At 59.1% G+C, this 16868-nt stretch carries 16 protein-coding genes; 8 read left to right on the top strand and 8 right to left on the bottom strand.

All coding sequences use genetic code 11. From position 1 onward, the window contains the following. Positions 1-133: 133 nt before the first annotated feature. The 5 genes from E4021_RS16920 to E4021_RS16900 all read left to right on the top strand — a co-directional run bounded on the left by E4021_RS16920 (position 134) and on the right by E4021_RS16900 (position 6751). Positions 134-1180 carry a GntR family transcriptional regulator gene (locus E4021_RS16920; protein WP_136460569.1) on the top strand — a complete coding sequence of 349 codons (1047 nt, stop codon included), beginning with the start codon at positions 134-136 and terminating at the stop codon, positions 1178-1180. Positions 1181-1217: 37 nt separating this feature from the next. Then, complete coding sequence (locus tag E4021_RS16915) at positions 1218-2129, top strand: Ppx/GppA phosphatase family protein (protein ID WP_136460568.1); 912 nt, start codon at positions 1218-1220, stop codon at positions 2127-2129. A gap of 21 nt (positions 2130-2150) precedes the next feature. Beyond that, a complete protein-coding gene (gene rhaM, locus E4021_RS16910; RefSeq protein ID WP_136460567.1) occupies positions 2151-2465 on the top strand; it encodes an L-rhamnose mutarotase in 315 nt (104 codons plus the stop codon). Between the two features lie 49 nt (positions 2466-2514). After that, positions 2515-4845, top strand: coding sequence for a GH92 family glycosyl hydrolase (locus E4021_RS16905; RefSeq protein ID WP_136460566.1), 2331 nt, complete (start codon positions 2515-2517; stop codon positions 4843-4845). A gap of 400 nt (positions 4846-5245) precedes the next feature. After that, on the top strand, positions 5246-6751 hold the full coding sequence (locus tag E4021_RS16900; protein WP_136460565.1) for an amino acid permease: 1506 nt from the start codon (positions 5246-5248) through the stop codon (positions 6749-6751). A gap of 208 nt (positions 6752-6959) precedes the next feature. On the opposite strand, the gene E4021_RS16895 is transcribed toward E4021_RS16900, so the two are convergent. The 3 genes from E4021_RS16895 to E4021_RS16885 all read right to left on the bottom strand — a co-directional run bounded on the left by E4021_RS16895 (position 6960) and on the right by E4021_RS16885 (position 10148). Then, complete coding sequence (locus E4021_RS16895; RefSeq protein WP_136460564.1) at positions 6960-7619, bottom strand: peptide deformylase; 660 nt, start codon at positions 7617-7619, stop codon at positions 6960-6962. Between the two features lie 83 nt (positions 7620-7702). Further along, the gene (locus tag E4021_RS16890; protein WP_136460563.1) at positions 7703-8188 is read right to left on the bottom strand and encodes an FKBP-type peptidyl-prolyl cis-trans isomerase; all 486 of its coding nucleotides are present in this window, start codon (positions 8186-8188) and stop codon (positions 7703-7705) included. A 64-nt stretch (positions 8189-8252) separates the two neighbouring features. Further along, positions 8253-10148 carry an AAA domain-containing protein gene (locus tag E4021_RS16885; RefSeq protein WP_136460562.1) on the bottom strand — a complete coding sequence of 632 codons (1896 nt, stop codon included), beginning with the start codon at positions 10146-10148 and terminating at the stop codon, positions 8253-8255. Positions 10149-10387: 239 nt separating this feature from the next. Here E4021_RS16885 and E4021_RS16880 point away from each other — a divergent pair, with 239 nt between their 5' ends. Next, on the top strand, positions 10388-10825 hold the full coding sequence (locus tag E4021_RS16880; RefSeq protein ID WP_136460561.1) for an Hsp20/alpha crystallin family protein: 438 nt from the start codon (positions 10388-10390) through the stop codon (positions 10823-10825). A 174-nt stretch (positions 10826-10999) separates the two neighbouring features. Continuing rightward, on the top strand, positions 11000-11605 hold the full coding sequence (locus tag E4021_RS16875) for a DUF4136 domain-containing protein (RefSeq protein ID WP_168797665.1): 606 nt from the start codon (positions 11000-11002) through the stop codon (positions 11603-11605). A gap of 90 nt (positions 11606-11695) precedes the next feature. Here E4021_RS16875 and E4021_RS16870 read toward each other — a convergent pair whose 3' ends face one another. Genes E4021_RS16870 through E4021_RS16855 form a run of 4 tightly spaced genes read right to left on the bottom strand, consistent with a single transcriptional unit; the run spans position 11696 to position 15397 of the window. Continuing rightward, the gene (locus E4021_RS16870; protein WP_136460559.1) at positions 11696-12118 is read right to left on the bottom strand and encodes an acyl-CoA thioesterase; all 423 of its coding nucleotides are present in this window, start codon (positions 12116-12118) and stop codon (positions 11696-11698) included. 33 nt (positions 12119-12151) lie between these two features. Beyond that, positions 12152-13024, bottom strand: coding sequence for a flavin reductase family protein (locus tag E4021_RS16865; protein WP_136460558.1), 873 nt, complete (start codon positions 13022-13024; stop codon positions 12152-12154). A 32-nt stretch (positions 13025-13056) separates the two neighbouring features. Beyond that, positions 13057-14241, bottom strand: a complete 1185-nt coding sequence (fahA, locus tag E4021_RS16860; protein WP_136460557.1) for a fumarylacetoacetase — start codon at positions 14239-14241, stop codon at positions 13057-13059. Next, on the bottom strand, positions 14234-15397 hold the full coding sequence (locus E4021_RS16855) for a homogentisate 1,2-dioxygenase (RefSeq protein WP_136460556.1): 1164 nt from the start codon (positions 15395-15397) through the stop codon (positions 14234-14236). Before E4021_RS16855 ends, fahA begins: the two co-directional genes overlap by 8 nt. Positions 15398-15534: 137 nt before the next feature. On the opposite strand from E4021_RS16855, the gene E4021_RS16850 reads away from it, so the two are divergent. Beyond that, the gene (locus tag E4021_RS16850) at positions 15535-16302 is read left to right on the top strand and encodes an enoyl-CoA hydratase/isomerase family protein (RefSeq protein WP_136460555.1); all 768 of its coding nucleotides are present in this window, start codon (positions 15535-15537) and stop codon (positions 16300-16302) included. On the opposite strand, the gene E4021_RS16845 is transcribed toward E4021_RS16850, so the two are convergent. Beyond that, the gene (locus tag E4021_RS16845) at positions 16299-16721 is read right to left on the bottom strand and encodes a DoxX family protein (protein ID WP_136460554.1); all 423 of its coding nucleotides are present in this window, start codon (positions 16719-16721) and stop codon (positions 16299-16301) included. The genes E4021_RS16850 and E4021_RS16845 overlap by 4 nt on opposite strands. Positions 16722-16868 lie beyond the last annotated feature (147 nt).

Below are 16868 nucleotides of genomic sequence, written 5' to 3'. Positions count from 1 at the left end.
TGGCGAAATATCCCATCTTCCAGGCCGGGATACAGTAACATTGCCCACCCCGGCCGGCATTTTGCTGCCGGCACGGCACCCGCACGCCGCGGCCCGGAAGCTCCGCCAAAACCATTATCCGCCGCTACACACCATGAATAACGACCGGCCCCTACCCATCAAGGAAGACTCCCGCATCCCCAAGTACCAGCAGATCGTCAATTCCATCATCGACCTGATCAGCCGCGGGGAATTGCGCATGGACGACAAGATCCCCTCCATCAATGCCCTGAGCGAACGCTACGACCTCTCGCGCGACACCGTGGAAAAGGCCTACAACATACTCAAGAGCCGCAAGGTGATCACCTCGGTGAAGGGCAAGGGCTTCTACGTCACGCGCACCAAACTGATCTCGAAGGTCAATATCCTCTTCCTGGTCAATAAGCTGAGCTCCTACAAGATGCGGATCTATAACGCCTTCGTGCAGCGGATCGCCGCGCACGGACACGTGGACCTCTACATCTACCACTGCGACGAAGGGCTGTTCCTGAACCTGCTGGCAAAATCCAGCCAGGTGTACGACTACTACATCGTGATGCCCCACTTCAAGACCCCCGCCCTGCGCCACGTCAGCGCCACGGAGGAGGTCCTGCGGGCCATTGACGCCATTCCGAAGAACAAGTTGATTATGATGGACAATAACCTGATCCAACTCGGCGGCGAATACGCGGAGGTGTACCAGGACTTCGAAATGGACATTTACGCCGCATTGAAAAAAGGCGAGAGCAAGATCCGGAAGTACCAAAAACTCATCCTTGTTTACCCCGAGCGGGCCGTCTACCCCTATCCCAAGCGCATCCTGCACGGGTTCCGCCGGTTCTGCGTGGAGGCCGACATGCCCTTCGAGGTGATCGACGAAATCTACGAGGACACCATCCTGCGCCGCGGCGACCTCTTCATCACCATCGAGGAGGCGGACCTTGTCAATCTCGTCAAGCAGATACGCGACAAGGAGATGGCCCTCGGGGAGGACGTCGGGGTGATTTCCTACAACGATACTCCCCTTAAGGACCTGCTCGGCATCACGGTGGTGTCCACCGACTTCGATGCCATGGGGCGCACGGCGGCCGACATGATCCTGAACAAGAAAACCGAACGCGTCAAGAATCCTTTCCGCCTGATCGAGCGGGAAAGCCTGTAACCCCCCACCCTCCTCAGTCTTCCATAAACCCTCCCGCATGAAACTCGCCGCCATTGACATAGGCTCCAACGCCGTCCGCCTGGAGGTGGTGCAGGTCTACGACCAGACGGAGCTAATCAGCTTCAAAAGCCTCGAATACCTCCGTTTCCCCCTGCGGCTGGGGCACGACGTATTTACCCGCGGCCAGATTACCCCGCCTACGGCCGCCCGCTTCACCAAACTGATGCGGACCTTCCAGTTGCTGGTCGAACTTTACGAAGTGGACGGACTCTACGCCGTGGCCACTTCGGCCATGCGGGAGGCGGACAACGGATCGGAGGTCATCGCGGCGGTGCGGGAAACGGCCGGAGTGGACATTCACCTCGTCTCCGGTGAAGAAGAGGCGCGTATGCTCCATAAGGCCATCATACCCTTTCTGGGGGATGGCCCGGCGGTCCACATCGACGTGGGCGGCGGCAGCACGGAGATCAACATCTACTCCGGCCACGAAGTGATCGCTGCCCGTTCCTTTCGCCTCGGCACCGTGCGCAAGCTGGCCCAAGCGGCCCGGGCGGCGGCCTTCGCCGAGATGGGGGAATGGGTCCGGCACCACCGTTCCGGTCAGTCCGGCAGCGTCTTCGGGATCGGCACCGGGGGCAACATCGACCGGCTCTTCCGGCTGTCGTCGCGCACCGGCAAGTCGAGTCTATCGCTGGTGGAGCTGCGGGCGCTGCGGGCGTACGTGCGCACCTTCACCCTGGATCAACGATTGTCCATCCTGAAACTCAACCCCGACCGCGCCGACGTCATCGTGCCGGCCTCAGAAATCTATATCCGGGTGCTGGAGGCCGCAGGCGCGGACACCATTCTCGTGCCCCGGGTAGGCCTCAAGGACGGCATCGTCTACGAGCTCTACGAGCGCACCACGCACAAGGACATCCAGGCCATCGAGTACCTCTCCTCTTCGTGAAGCTTTCATACCCCACCCCACATGATCCGCAAAGCCTTCAGGATGCAACTCGATCCGCGTCACACGGAGGAGTACATCCGCCGCCACCAACCCATCTGGCCCGAGCTCGCCGCTACCCTCTCCGCGCACGGTGCCCACACGTATTCCATTTTTCTGGATGAGGAGACCCATTTGCTTTTTGCCTACGTAGTCATCGAGTCAGAGGAGCGGTGGGCCGCGGTGGCGAAAACCGAGATTTGCCGCAAGTGGTGGCACCACATGCGGGATCTGATGCTCACGCACCCCGACGGTAGTCCCGTAGCGACCGATCTGCGGGAGGTATTTTACCTTCCCTGAATTGTGGCGCCGGTGCGCGGGTGCCTTATTTTTTCTCCAAAGCAAAGTCATGCGGTACCGGTTTCTCTTTCTCCTGACCTGTGTTGTCTCCTGTCTGGTCGCCCAGCCGCTGCCCGACAGTGGTGATTACGTGTCGCGCGTCAATCCGCTCATCGACACCCATAAGTCGCGCTGGTTCTACTTCAGTTCGGCCAGTCGCCCCTTCGGCATGGTCAACCTGAGTCCGGACACCAACCTGAAGGGCAGTTGGGAAAGCGGCTATCTCTACGACTCCACCGTGGTGCGCGGGTTCAGTCATATCCATGGTTGGCAGATATCGGGAATTCTGGTAATGCCGGCTACCGGGCCGATGCTGGGGCACCGAGGACCTGATACCTACCTCTCACCTTTTTCCCACGGAACGGAGGTGATCTATCCCGGATATCACCGCCTTCACCTCGACCGCTACGGCATCACGGCGGAGTTGACCAGCACCACGCGCGTCGGTCTGCACCGGTACACTTTCCCGGACTCGGCGGATATCCGTCATTTGTACTTCGATACGGGGGCCTTTCTGGCGCACGATTCCACGCTTTATTCCGAGGTACGGCGGGTTTCCGACCGGGAGATCGAGGGGTACGCGGTTATGGGCCCCACCAACCGCCGGCCCAAGCCGTTCACGGTGTACTTCGTGGCGCGGACCGACCGGGACATCGCCGCCTTCGGCGGCTGGGAGAATAGTCAGCTCCGCCCCGGCAAGGTCGAGGCAGTGGCCGGTAAAGATGCGGGAGCTTACCTGACGTTCGGTAGCGAGGTCGATTCGCTACAACTCAAGGTAGCCCTATCCTACACCTCGGTGGAGGGGGCCCGCCGCAACTTGGAAGCCGAGTTGCCGCACTGGGACTTCGCGCAAACCGTCGCCGAATCACGGGCGGAATGGAACCGGGAACTGAGCAAAATAGACGTACGGGGGGGCACGAAACAACAACAGGTCAAGTTTTATACTGACCTGTGGCACAGCTTATTGGGTCGTCGTATCGTGAGCGACGTTGATGGCAGGTACGCCGACAATACCGGAGCGGAAACGCAGATCCGCCGGGTAAAGCTGGACGAAAACGGGCAGCCGCGGTTCCCCCACTACAACTTCGATGCCTGGTGGGGAAGCCACTGGTCGCTCAACATCCTGTGGTCCCTCGCCTACCCCGAGCGCCTCGACGGATTCGGGAGCACCATGCAGGATATGTACGTGAACGGCGGTCTGATCCCCCGCGGCCCATCGGGGGGCAATTACACCTACGTTATGATCGGCGACCCGGCGGTCTCCTTTTTCGCCGCGGCGATCAACCGGGGCATCCATCGGGGCTTTGACCTGGATACCGTATATGCGGGCCTGCGCAAGAACGCCTTCCCGGGGGGCATCCGCGATAAGGCAGGGTACGAACACAACACCTGGTTGGGCGGCGGCATGGAATACTACGTGGAACGGGGGTACGTACCCGAGGGACTGCCCGGTCGGGGGTACCACAAGGACGGGGCGTCGATGACCCTGGAATACGCGTACCAGGACTGGTGCCTGGCGCAGATAGCGCGCACCCTGGGGAAGGAGGAAGATTACGAACTGTTCATGCGACGCTCGGAGAACTACCGCAACCTCTGGAACCCGGCCACCGGGTGGATGCACCCCCGCGAGCTCGACGGCAGCTGGATGGAAGATTTCGCGCCGGTGGCGGAGGCGGACCAGTTCAGCGCGCGGGGCTTTTGCGAGGCCAATTCCGCCATCTACAGTCACTACGTGCCGCACGACATTCCGGCGCTTGCGGAGCTTTTCGGCGGGCGCGAGGCTTACGTCGACCGCCTGAACGCCAGCTTCGAGAAGCAGAGCCGGCAATGGTTGCAGGCCGATGACAAGAACCACGCCGTGAATTGGGTCGACTACGCCAATCAGCCCAGCACGGCCATGGCCCATCTCTTCAACAAAGCGGGTGCCCCCTGGCTGAGCCAGAAGTGGGTCCGCGCCGTAAAGGACCGCTACGCCGATACCACGCCTTACGGTGGCTACCACGGCGACGAGGACCAGGGGCAGATGGGTGCCCTTGGCGTACTGATGGCCATCGGGCTGTTCAGCGTCGACGGCAGCGCGGCCGCCGAGCCGGGGTACGAGATCACTACTCCCCTCTTCGATACGGTGCGCATTGCCCTGAACCCCGACTACTATTCCGGGGAGGTCTTCACAATCCGCACAGCGGGCGACCCTAAGCACAACCTTTACATCCAGTCGGCCCGCCTCAATGGCCAGCCCTGGCGGAGCGTCGGTTTCCCCCACGCCGTCTTTGCCCGGGGCGGCACCCTTGAACTGGAGGTGGGGCCGGAGCCCCGGCGGGATTGGGGGGTTGGGGAGTAGGCGGGAGACGTCGGACGTGTCAGTACTGTCATTTTGGCAGACGTCGGACGTGTCAGGTGCAGATTTGGGATGTTCTAGGGAATTTGCATCCTGAATTCCGTGATTTAAAGAGCTCTTTTAGGGTCAAGCCCTGTAAAAGCTTATGGTGACAATTTGACAGACGTCGGACGTCTGAAAATTTGTCAGCATTGACACGTCGGACGTCTGCCAGCATCTAGTGGCTTCCACTCAGTACTGCGCCTCTGAAAATCGTCGATCCAGCGCACCGCCGCACGAACTAAAATCACAAAGCACTGATGCACAGTTAATTGCTAGCAAATAATATTATCATCGGAGAAGAGAATAATACGGTTTGAACTACCCTAATTTTACCCATTGAACCATACTTTTCTACCCCCAAATGACCAACCAACTGCTTCGGAAAAAATCGCTGGAATTGCTCCGGCAAGAGTCCGAAGATTCCTCGCTCAAGCGCTCGTTGGGCGTATTCGACCTGACGATGCTGGGCATCGGTGCCATCATCGGCACCGGCATATTCGTACTTACCGGTGAAGCTGCCGCCGGTACCGACCACGCACTCGGAGCCGGTCCGGCCCTGACTATCTCCTTCGTCGTCACCGGACTAGCGTGCCTGTTTGCCGCCCTGTGCTATGCGGAGTTTGCGTCCATGATTCCGATCTCCGGAAGTGCCTACACCTATTCCTACAGTTCCTTTGGCGAAATCTTCGCTTGGATCATCGGCTGGGACCTAATCCTGGAATATGCGGTTGGCAACGTGGCCGTGGCCATCGGTTGGTCGGGCTACTTCAAGAACCTGGTTGACGGCTTCGGAATTCATTTGCCGGGCTACCTAAGCGCGGCGACAGGGACCCCCATGGTCGAGCTGCCCTCTGGCCTTTGGGTCCCAATCTCGCCAGCCGTGGAAGCCACCTACGGAGCAACACTTGCCACTTTTCCGACCGAAACCGCCCTGATCAATTTGCCTGCTTTCCTGATTACTATAGCCATCAGCACCCTGCTGTATATCGGTATTCAGGAATCGGCCCGCGTCAACGCCATTCTGGTAATCATCAAATTGGCCCTGGTCGGGATCTTTCTCTTCTACGGGATACCCCACTTTGCCCCTACTACCTACTGGGAGCCATTTGCCCCCAACGGTTGGAAGGGTATCATGACCGGTGCGGCCCTGGTCTTCTTTGCCTACGTCGGTTTCGATGCAGTGAGTACAACATCGGAAGAAGCCCGGAACCCACAGCGCGACCTCCCGATCGCCATGATCGGGGCACTGGTCATTTGCACCTTGCTGTATATCGCGGTGGCCGCCGTCCTGACGGGCATGGTACCGCTGAGCGTACTGGCCAACGAAAAGCCGGTGGCCGAGGCACTGGTATCCGTGGGTGAAAACAATGTCGCCCTGCTCATCGCTATCGGCGTTACGCTCACGATGCCTACCGTCTTGCTGGTGATGCAACTCGGGCAGATCCGGATCCTGTACACGATGAGCCGGGACGGACTGCTCAGCGAGAAATTGTCGCGGGTACACCGGCGGTTTGCTACCCCCTCCTTCGCTACGGTGATTGTGGGACTCTTCGTAGCACTACTGGCCGGTACAATCGACATAAGCGTAGCCGCCGAACTTACGAATATCGGCACCCTCTTCGCTTTCGTATTGGTGGCGATCGGCATATGGATCCTGCGCGTGCGGCGACCGGATGCTCCGCGGAAGTTTCGTGCCCCGGCCTACCAGGTAGTTTGCTCGTTGTGCATTCTCATCTGTACGAGCCTGATGCTTGCTCTGCCGTTGGTGACTTGGGTACGGTTTCTGGCCTGGATGGGCCTGGGCGTTCTGGTTTATTTCGCTTATGGTGTGCGGCACAGTAAGCTGGCGCGAACCGGGGAACTGTAGACGTCGGACGTGTCAAGCCTGCTATTTTGGCAGACGTCGGACGTGTCAGGTAGCGTAGGGGCTTGCCATCGGTGATTTCGAAAGAGAATTACGCGAATGATTTGGCAGGAATGCAGGAAAACCCTAGCATTTTCCAGGAAAGACATTTTGGCAGACGTCCGACGTCTGCCAATTTGCCACAACTGACACGTCCGACGTCTGCCACCACCTACTCCTTCCCCACCGGCACGTGCTCGGCGTCCTTGCGCTCTGCGGCAAGGTGATCGAGAAACAGGATACCGTTGAGGTGATCGACCTCGTGCTGAAAGATCACGGAGGTGAAATCCTCCACCATCTCAACGTGGTGGCTGCCATCGAGTCGGTCGTACTCCATCAGGATGGCGTAGGCGCGCGAGCAGGTATCGCGGCGATTAGGGATCGACAGGCATCCTTCCCGGTTGAGTTGCTTCTTTTCGGAGTACTGCCGGATGCGGGGGTTCAGGTAAACCTCAAACGGCAAGTCCTCCTTATCCAGCCGCTGTACCCAGATGATGTTCTTCAAAATGCCTACCTGCGGAGCGGCAATACCAAGCCCTAAAGACGCGCTATCCGTCACCGTAGCGTACAGTCGACTGACGAACCGCTGTAGCACGGGATCTTTATCGTCCACGCGCACGTCCTCGCTTTGCGACCGCAGCAGCAGCGAGTCGGCGTAGTTCGTGATCTTCCAGACCCGCATTGGCTCGTCGGCCCCGGCGGCCATGATCATTTCCCGTTGCTCCGGCGTAAAACCTGTACCCACCGCCCTGGGCCCTGAAATGCGACCAGGGGTAGCGCAGGAAGCCATGAGCAGCGAAGAGAGCAGATAAGAACAGTATCGAATCAACATAACTTGGTTTTGGCGGGCCCGCAGGTGCAAGGCCGGGAACCCGAATGCCGTACAATGTGGTAAAGCGGGCAGGCTAAGTCCGGCTACCCCGCAAAATCAACCAATTCAATATCAAATACGAGATCCGAATCCGGACAAATCGAGCACTGCCCAAAGCGACAACTGCCCTGACTGCCGTAACCCAGGCCGGAAGGGATGAGCAGACGAATCTTTCCGCCACGCCCCACCAGGGGAATACCGAGTTGCCACCCCTTGATCAGGTTTGACAGGGGAAAGGTAACGGGGCCGTTGCGCGACTGATCGAAGACTCGTCCGTTCGTGACGGAGCCGACGTAGTTGACGGTCACTTCACTACTCAGGGTGGGGCGCTCCGCCGAACCTGGCTCCAGAATGCGGTACAGCAAGCCGGTTTCGTCAAGCTCAGTGTAGGTCACAGTATCCGCTGCTGCGTAAGCTTCCACGGAAATGAGGCCCTCCTCGCAAACGGGTGGGTTCGTAGCGTCTTGGTCTTTGCTGCAGCCCGCCATTAACAGAACGAGCAGGAGGGGGGATATCAGGCGTAGGGTCATTATCTTAAATTTGGAAGGACAAAGCTACTCTACCCGGGGCCGGTTTTTGGCAAGAAAACGTCAACTAGGTACCCATGTACTCCCAGGCGGTCTGATAGGTACCCTGCCGCTCAACGTAGGCCAAAAATCCCGCGAAAAAGGGATCGTTCCCAATCGTGGCACTGTCGCCGATCACCACCAGCTGCATCTTGGCGCGGGTGAGGGCCACGTTCATCCGTCGGTAGTCGTTCAGAAATCCGATCTCGGCCCGGTGGTTGCTTCTGACCAGGGTCAGGTAGACGACCGCCCGTTCCCGCCCCTGAAACCCGTCGATGGTATTGACCGTGATGTCGAGGTCCGACAATGACCCGATCTCCTCCAAAGCATTCTCCACGCGTACGGCCTGTTCGCGGTAGGGACTAACCACGGCCACCCGAGGTAGTGGATACTCAGGGGGGATACTGCTTCGCAGTTGTAGCAGGTGCTCGATGAGTATCCCGATCTCGCCCTCGTTGTACCTGCTTTTGAACTGGGGGTGGAGGCTTTCCTCGAAGCCCGTGCCGGCGGTGTCGATAAATACCACGCTTTCCGACAGGGTCACGCCCGGCAGCGTGCGCTCCGCTACTTCAGGGGCCGCGCGCAGCTTCCCCGCATAGAAATACTGGTTGCTGAAGCCCATGATGCGCTCGTTCATCCGGTACTGTACTTCCAGCAGGGCGTTGCGGCCGTGCCGCTCCAAGGCTTTTTCGAGCAGCGTAACGCCGAATCCCAGCCGTTCTGCCTCTTTGCTCTTGACCGTTGGAGGCAACTGGAAGGGATCTCCGGCCAGCACGACCCGATTGGCCTTGTTGATGGGAATCCAGGTGGCGGGCTCCAGGGCCTGGGCCGCCTCGTCGATTATGCAGGTTTTGAACGTCCGGTCGCCGAGCACCGAAGCCGCCGCTCCGACCAGGGTACACACGATTACGTCGGCCGCATCCAGGACGTAGTCGAGCAGGTGGTCTTCCAGTTGTCGGGCCCACCCGCTGAGACGCCCGGCTTCCGCGAAGGTCATACCCTTGTCGCGCCCGCCTCGCATACGTTTAGCCTTTCGGCGCAGTTCGGCCGCTTCCAGCCGAAGTTTCTTGACCTGTTTGGTGTCGGGGTGCTCCGCGATCTGCACCTCCAGCGTATGCCGCATGACGTCGTCCTCGACGCGACTGATATTGCCCGTGCGCACGACCCGGATGCCACGGGCGGCCATGCGGAGGGTGACCAGGTCTGCGGCACTGTTGCTGGGTGCGCAAAACAGCACGGTGGTCTCGGTCTTGATGAGTTCTCCGACGGCCGCCACCAGGGTGGTGGTCTTGCCGGTACCGGGAGGTCCGTGGATCAGGCTAAGGTGGCTCGCCCCAAGGATTTCCCGGACTGCTTCCCGCTGACTGTCGTTGAGTTCGGTGAGGTGTGCTACCCGCTCCGGCCCTACCGGTTGGTATTCCGCCGGGCGCACGCCCATAATCACGTCGCGGAGTTCCGCCGTACGGTTGCCCCGGGCGGTGGCCAGATGCTCCATGGCCTTGTCCATCTCCACGTACGTTCGCTCATCGAACATCAGGTCGACGCCCACTCCGCCGCGCTGCAGCCAGCTCGGGGGGTCTTCGCCGCCAAGGATGACCTTCATGCGATCTTTCTTCACGTACTGGATCACTCCCGTGCGCTGCGGAGCGCGCACTTCCGACTGGGTAGTGAAGAGGTTGACCGATGTGCCCGCCCGGAACTGGTGGGCCTCCTCCCCCTCCCGGGTAACGACTACGTAGGGTCGCTCGCCGATCCCGTATCCTGACTCCACCACCTGCAGGGGATACCAACTGTAGCCCTTGTCCACCCGCTGCACCAGTGGCATCGCCTGGATCACCTCGAGATGAAGGCGTCGCTCTTCTTGCCGTTCCAGGTCGGTCAGGCGGCGGAGTTCCGCAATCTCGGCTTGCTGTAAATCTGTCATATGGATGATGAATTCCTGGCCCGCCGGAAAGTTCTGCCGACGGTCGGGGTTGCTGCCGGAACGGCATGATTCAACTATATCGGCTCTATAGGGAAAGCGTGCGGCGGCCTGGTGGATGCAGTCGAGCCTAAACTGTCAAATCTACCTTAAATACTGTCAAACCGTCAGTTTTACGAATATTGCACGGCGTTTGCTTATCCCACAGTGGCATTTCATTGTTAACCCTAAATCTTTGAGCCATGCGTAGTAATTCAGTACTGCCAGCCGTCTCCAGGTTTTTAGATGACGACTGGAATAGCCTTTTCGACTGGCGCAACCGCAACTTCTCCAGCACCACCACTACCCTACCGTCCGTTAATGTAAAAGAGACGGGCGACGAATTTATCGTGGAGATGGCAGCGCCCGGAATGAAAAAGGATGATTTTGCCATCGAACTGCACAACAACGTGCTGACCATCCGCAGTGAGGTCCGGAATGAAAAGGAAGAAAAAGAGGACGGCAAGTATTCCCGCCGTGAGTTCAGCTATCAGTCCTTCCAGCGTTCCTTCAACCTCAACAACCAGGTAGTAGACGACGACCAGATCGAGGCTACCTACGAAGACGGCATCCTGCGCCTCGTCCTGCCCAAGCAGGAAAATGCCCGGGAAAAGCCGCCCCGCCACATCGAAATCAACTAGTACCGATGTAAGTCATCCATCATTGGAATGCGGCGGCACCCCGATCGGGGGTGCCGCCGCTGCTTTTTTCCGGACCTCCGACATAACCGCCTGATTCAGAACACCCTAGCCGTTTTACGTGTTCCAAAGACACACCGAATGACCCTTTTAACCCTAAACCCGAAAAACCAACCCATGAAGTACATTACCTCAATCCTAGTGGTCCTTATCGCTGCCCTGCTCGTCAGTTGTGGCCCGCAAGTAACCACCGCCCAACCTACCGAGGCCGACCTGAGCCAGTATCAGACTTTCGCCTACCTGCCGAACGCGGACATTGAACTACGAAACAGCAATGTGAATCAGGATGAAGTCAACCAGCGCATCGTCGAGACGGTCAACACCCAAATGCAAGACCAGGGCTATAAGCTGAACCGCGACAACCCGGATCTGCTGGTGCTGATCAGCGTCAAAAAGGACCGGGAAACGGAAACCACCACCGACCCAGTCTACGCCACCTACCCCTACGGAAGTTATGGCGTAAGTACAGTTAGCCCCTACTACAACAATTACTACTTTAACGACTTCTATAACTACGGGAACGTCGTCGGTTATGACACCGATACCTACCAGTACACCGAAGGTACCCTGATCGTCAGTCTGATCGACCGGGCCACCAAAAACACGGTATGGAAGGGGATCAGCTCCGACGCGATTTACAGTGGTTCTACCACCGACGAGATCGTTGCCCTGGTTGACGATATTTTTGAAGAATACCCCATCAAAGGGAACCGCGCCCGTTGATACCCAGATCTAGCTAAATAAACCTATTCGGGGCCGCTACTGAGGTAGCGGTCCTTTTTTATTTCAGGCGGGGTCCTACCGAAGTTCCGGCTAGCCCAGGCGTGCAATGTTCTCCAGCCACTCTTCGGGCATGGGGGCCTTCTGTAATTTACCGTAGTCGTAGGGTACGATGACCTGCCGGGTCACTGCTGCAAGCCGCCCGTGGGTTTCGGAAAAAATGGCGGTTTCCATCGTGAACCGGTCGTCGCTGATATCGGCGGTGCGCACCCCTACCAGGGCGGTATCCGGATAGGTCATGGGGAAGGTATACTTGCAATCCTGGTAGGCAAGGATGGCCCCCGTGGCTCCCGGCGCAAAGTCCGCATTCACGCCGATAGCCGTGAAGTAGATCACGCGGGCGGTCTCCGCCCACCGCAAGTACACGAGGTTATTTACGTGTTTGGCACTGTCCATATCGCCCCAGTGGACAGGAAAGCGGTGGAGCGTCGAGAAGTCGTCTTGGGTAATTTTCATGGCCGGCAAAGGTAGCAACCCAAATGGCTCGGGCTATTCGCCCGCGTGCAGCAGGATAGCCAGTGCTTCGTCGGCCTCTCCGCTTTCGAGGTACTTTCTGGCCAGTTCGTGTACGGCCTCTGTTCCGGCGGCGCGGGCCTGGATTACCTCTTCCCGCATCGCCACCTGCTCGACGAGCTCGGAATTAGGCATTTTTTCCAGGTTTCCCAGGCGACCGAGGTTGTTGCCGGTCAGAACGGTGCTTGTCCGGATGTGGGCGGGCAGTTGATCGACTCCCTGCCCAAGGGTGCGCAGCGGCTTCGGAATTTCGAAAAGGTTGTCCGGCGTGGCGCGGCAGTAGTCGTTGCCGCCCATACGGGCCACGAGATCGAGCTTGCGGGTATCGAGCTTGCCGTCAGCGTCGAGCACGCTTTCGTCAATGTGAATCCTCACCACCCGGGCCACTACAAGGTTGCCGGCTCCTCCGCCGTCACCTAGTGCAATGACCTGATCGACACGGCATTCGAAGGAAACCGGCGATTCCTTAACCCGCGGCGGACGCACGCATTCGCTCGGCACTTCGGTAAATCCTCCCTTTTCAAACTCATTGACTCCCGTATCGTATTCGGTGCTGGTAAGGGACATCTGCTCCACCATCGCGAAGTTGACGATGTTGATGACGACTTCCGGCACGGCGTGGACGTTGTTGAGGGTGTCCTTGGCGGAGCCGTCGCGGCCCCGGCGGATCGGCGAAAAAACCAGGATCGGCGGCGTGGTACTGAAAACGTTGAAGTAGCTAAAGGGACTCAGATTAACCCGCCCCTCCGCGTCAATAGTGGAAGCGAAGGCGATGGGGCGTGGGGCAACAGCGGTAGACAGGCAGGCATAGAGATCGCGGGTATCCAGTGCGTTGGGGTCGAGGGTCATTGATTCAGTTTGGGGTTGGGATGAAAATATAATCAGTTACGTGCGGGCAGGATGCGCCCGACCACCGAACCGAATCCAACGCGGCTGCTTCCCGAACCGGAATGACCGGTCATGGTAACGGTATCACCGTCGCGCAGAAAGCTGCCCCGCGTCCCGTTCTCGGTCAATTCGAGCAGGGAGCCGTAGGAATCCGGGGTCTGCCCCGATATCGTGCCCGAGGCCATGAGGTCGCCCACCCGTACGTTGCAGCCGTTGCTGGTGTGGTGGGCCAGTTGCTGCTGCATGTTCCAGTACATGTACCGGAAGTTGGACCGACAGACCGTCGTTTCGTTGACGCGCACTTGCAAGTCGATGTCGTAATTGTTGGCACCCCCGGACTGCAGGTACGGCAATACGCCCGGCGTCTGTTCCGGTCCGGCCACGCGGAAGGGGGCCAGGGCCTCCAGCGGCACGATCCAGGGGGACACCGAGGAGGCAAAACTCTTGCCCAGGAAAGGGCCGAGGGGTACGTACTCCCACCGCTGGATATCGCGGGCCGACCAGTCGTTAAAGAGCAGCATGCCGAAGATATATTCCTCCGCCTCGCCGACGGAAATGGGGCGGCCAAGTTCGGAGTCCTTGCCCACCACGAAAGCCATCTCGAGTTCGAAGTCCAGTCGCCGCGTGGGCTCAAAAACCGGGTGATTGGAATCGGAAGGCATAAGCTGTCCGACCGGCCGACGCACCGGCGTGCCACTGACGACGATGGAAGAGGCCCGACCGTGATAGCCCACCGGCAGGTGGCGCCAGTTGGGCAAAAGTGCCTTCTCGGGATCACGGAACATTCTGCCCACATTGGTGGCGTGCTCGATACTCGAATAGAAGTCGGTGTAATCGCCGATCTGCACCGGAAGGTGAAGGGTTGCTTCCGCCATCGGTACCAGGTGTCGGGCCTGAACCGGACTACCCTGCTCCTTTTCCAACCAGCCTTGCACCTGCGACCGCGCCCTTGAAGTAACGGATTTACCCAACGTGATGAAATCATTGAGCACCGGTCGATTAAGCACCGCAGCATCAAAATCGAAAATGCCGGACTCGCCCAACATGGCCAGATCCAGGATGTCGTCGCCCACCGCTATGCCCGCCCGACGTGGCCGGTCGGGCGTGGAAAAAATGCCGAAGGGAAGATTAGCGAGTGTAAAGTCGGAATCGGGAGGAATGGTAAGCAGCTTAATCATGCGGCAGCCAGGATTTGTAGTACTTGCCGTCGTCGATGCTCGCCGCCTCCTCCGTCACTTTCAGCGGGCGGAAGGTGTCGATCATTACCGCCAGCTCTTCGGTGGATTTTTTGCCGATGCTGCCCTCGTAGGTGCCCGGGTGCGGCCCGTGGGGAATCCCGCCGGGGTGGAGCGTCAGGTAGCCCGGACCGATGCCCGTGCGGCTCATAAAGTCGCCGTCGACGTAGTAAAGTACCTCGTCGGAGTCGATGTTGCTGTGATTGTAGGGCGCGGGAATGGCCTTCGGATGGTAATCGTAGAGCCGCGGACAAAAGGAACAGACCACGAACGATTTGGTCTCGAAGGTCTGGTGAACGGGCGGTGGCTGGTGCACGCGACCGGTAATGGGCTCGAAGTTGTGGATGCTGAAGCCATAAGGAAAGTTGTAGCCGTCCCAGCCCACCACGTCAAAGGGGTGGGTCGCGTAAACGAGCTCGTGCAGCATCCCCTGCTTTTTGATCTTGATCGTGAATTCCCCGGTCTCATCGTGAGTCTCCAGGTCGCGAGGCAACTTGTAGTCGCGTTCCGTAAACGGCGAGTGCTCAAGTAGTTGCCCAAAATGGTTGCGGTAACGCTTTGGGGTATAGATCGGGTCGGTGGACTCGGCGTACAGTATCCGGTTGTCCGGTCCGTCAAAATCGATTTGGTAGATAACGCCACGCGGGATCAGCAGGTAATCGCCGTACTCGAAAGGAATGTTACCCAAGAAAGTACGCAGCGTGCCGGTGCCCCGGTGTATGAAGAGCAACTCGTCAGCATCCGCGTTTTTGTAGAAATAGTCGCGGAGGCTTTCCCGGGGCGCAGCCACCCCGACCTGCACGTCGTTATTCACGAGCAGGGGCTTGCGGGCTTGCAGGAAATCGTCTTCGGGCGCCACGTCAAAGCCGATGAGTTTGCGGGCGGTGATGGTCTTCTCCTCGGCGATCTTGGGGCTGAGATCGGTCTTCCCCCGGATCTCCTGTACCTGCGTAGGCCGGTGGGCGTGGTACATGAGCGAGGACATCCCGTCGAACCCGACGGTGCCGAACAGCTGCTCGTGGTACAACGAGCCGTCCGGCTTCCGAAACTGCGTGTGTCGTTTCGGCGGAAGCTGGCCGAGGTGGTGATAAATGGGCATGATCGAAGACTTTGTTGCTAGGACAACTGTTTTGGGGGGAAGGTTTACGAGGCGGCGGGGATTGGTAGGCGGCCGCACTACCCCACTCTCCGCCTGGTTCCGTTAAATTTACCCCATAACCGCCATTCCCCCCGCCCATGCCCGAATATTCTACCCTCACCGTCTCTATCGAAGACCGCCTCGCCACCATCACCCTGGACCACGGCAAGGTAAACGCCATCGATACCGCATTATCGCGCGACCTGAAGACCGCCTTTCTTGAACTCGGGTCCGACGCCACGGTAGATGGCGTGGTCCTGGCGGGGCAGCCCAACCGCTTCTGCGCCGGCCTCAACGTGATGACGCTGGCCACCTCCAATCGCGAGGGCTTGCGCGAATTCTTTCACACCTACCTCGCCGCACTGCAGACTATGGTCCGGTTTGACAAGCCGTTCGTCGCTGCCGTTACGGGCTTCGCGCCGGCGGGGGGCACCATCCTGGCCCTGACGGCCGACTACCGCATTATGGCGCGCGGCGAGAAGCACACGGTGGGCATGAATGAATTCAACATGAGCCTCCAGATTCCGCGCATGATGGCGGACATCTACGCCTACTACCGCGGCGAGGCGGGGGCCTGGGCCGACGTACAATCGGCCCGGATGTACAACAGCGACCAGGCTTTGCACATCGGCCTGGTTAACGAATCCGTAGAGGTGGATCAGGTCATCCCCCGGGCCGTGGCCCAGTGCCGGACCCTGATGCGGGTCCACCCCCCGGTCTTCCGTCGCACCAAGCGATACCTACGCAGGGGCCTGCTGCAGGCCGTCGATCACGAGATGCAAGGAATGGTTGACGTGATCGCCGAGGACTTTGACGATCCGGTGTTCAAGAAAATGATGGAGATGTTTGTAAGCTCCCTGCGCTAGCCCCGCACCCGAGTGGTGGCAAACAGCCGTCGGAGCCGGTAGCGGCCGCTCACGTGGGTAGCCGCCAGGAGTAGACCACCCATGATGGCCAGGTTCTTCATGAAGAAGAGGCTCTGCAGGCGGTAATCCTCGGTACCCGGCACCTCCTCCCAGAAGTCGTGTACGATGAAGGTGAGCGGCACCCAGTAGATGAGCAACATGATGGCCCCCAACCGCATTCGGTAGCCGAGCAGGACCATGAGACCGCCAAACAGCAACAGGAAAATGGCGCCGTAGAGCAGGAAATCCTGGTTCCACGTTATTCCGTAGATCGTCATCGCCCGCCGGTTGAGTTGCTCGAAGGCGAAGTAGTCGTACGCTTCAAAAAAGAAGATGAACGACAGCAGTATCCGTCCAATCAGGTCGAAGATGTCTTGCATTTGCGCAAAGGTACGCTCCGGAATTACTATTCGCTCCGCCATCCCGCGATCTCTCGAATCTGGGTGGGCGCGGTCGCGGGTGCAGGGCTGGCGGCCGGGGGCCGCGTTCTGTGGTTCAACATAGTCGGGCAGCGTACGCCAGGCTTG

Origin of the sequence: Neolewinella litorea (genome assembly GCF_004803465.1) — a bacterium.
Taxonomy (GTDB): Bacteria; Bacteroidota; Bacteroidia; order Chitinophagales; family Saprospiraceae; genus Neolewinella; species Neolewinella litorea.
This window is presented reverse-complemented; position numbering and strand designations above follow the sequence as displayed.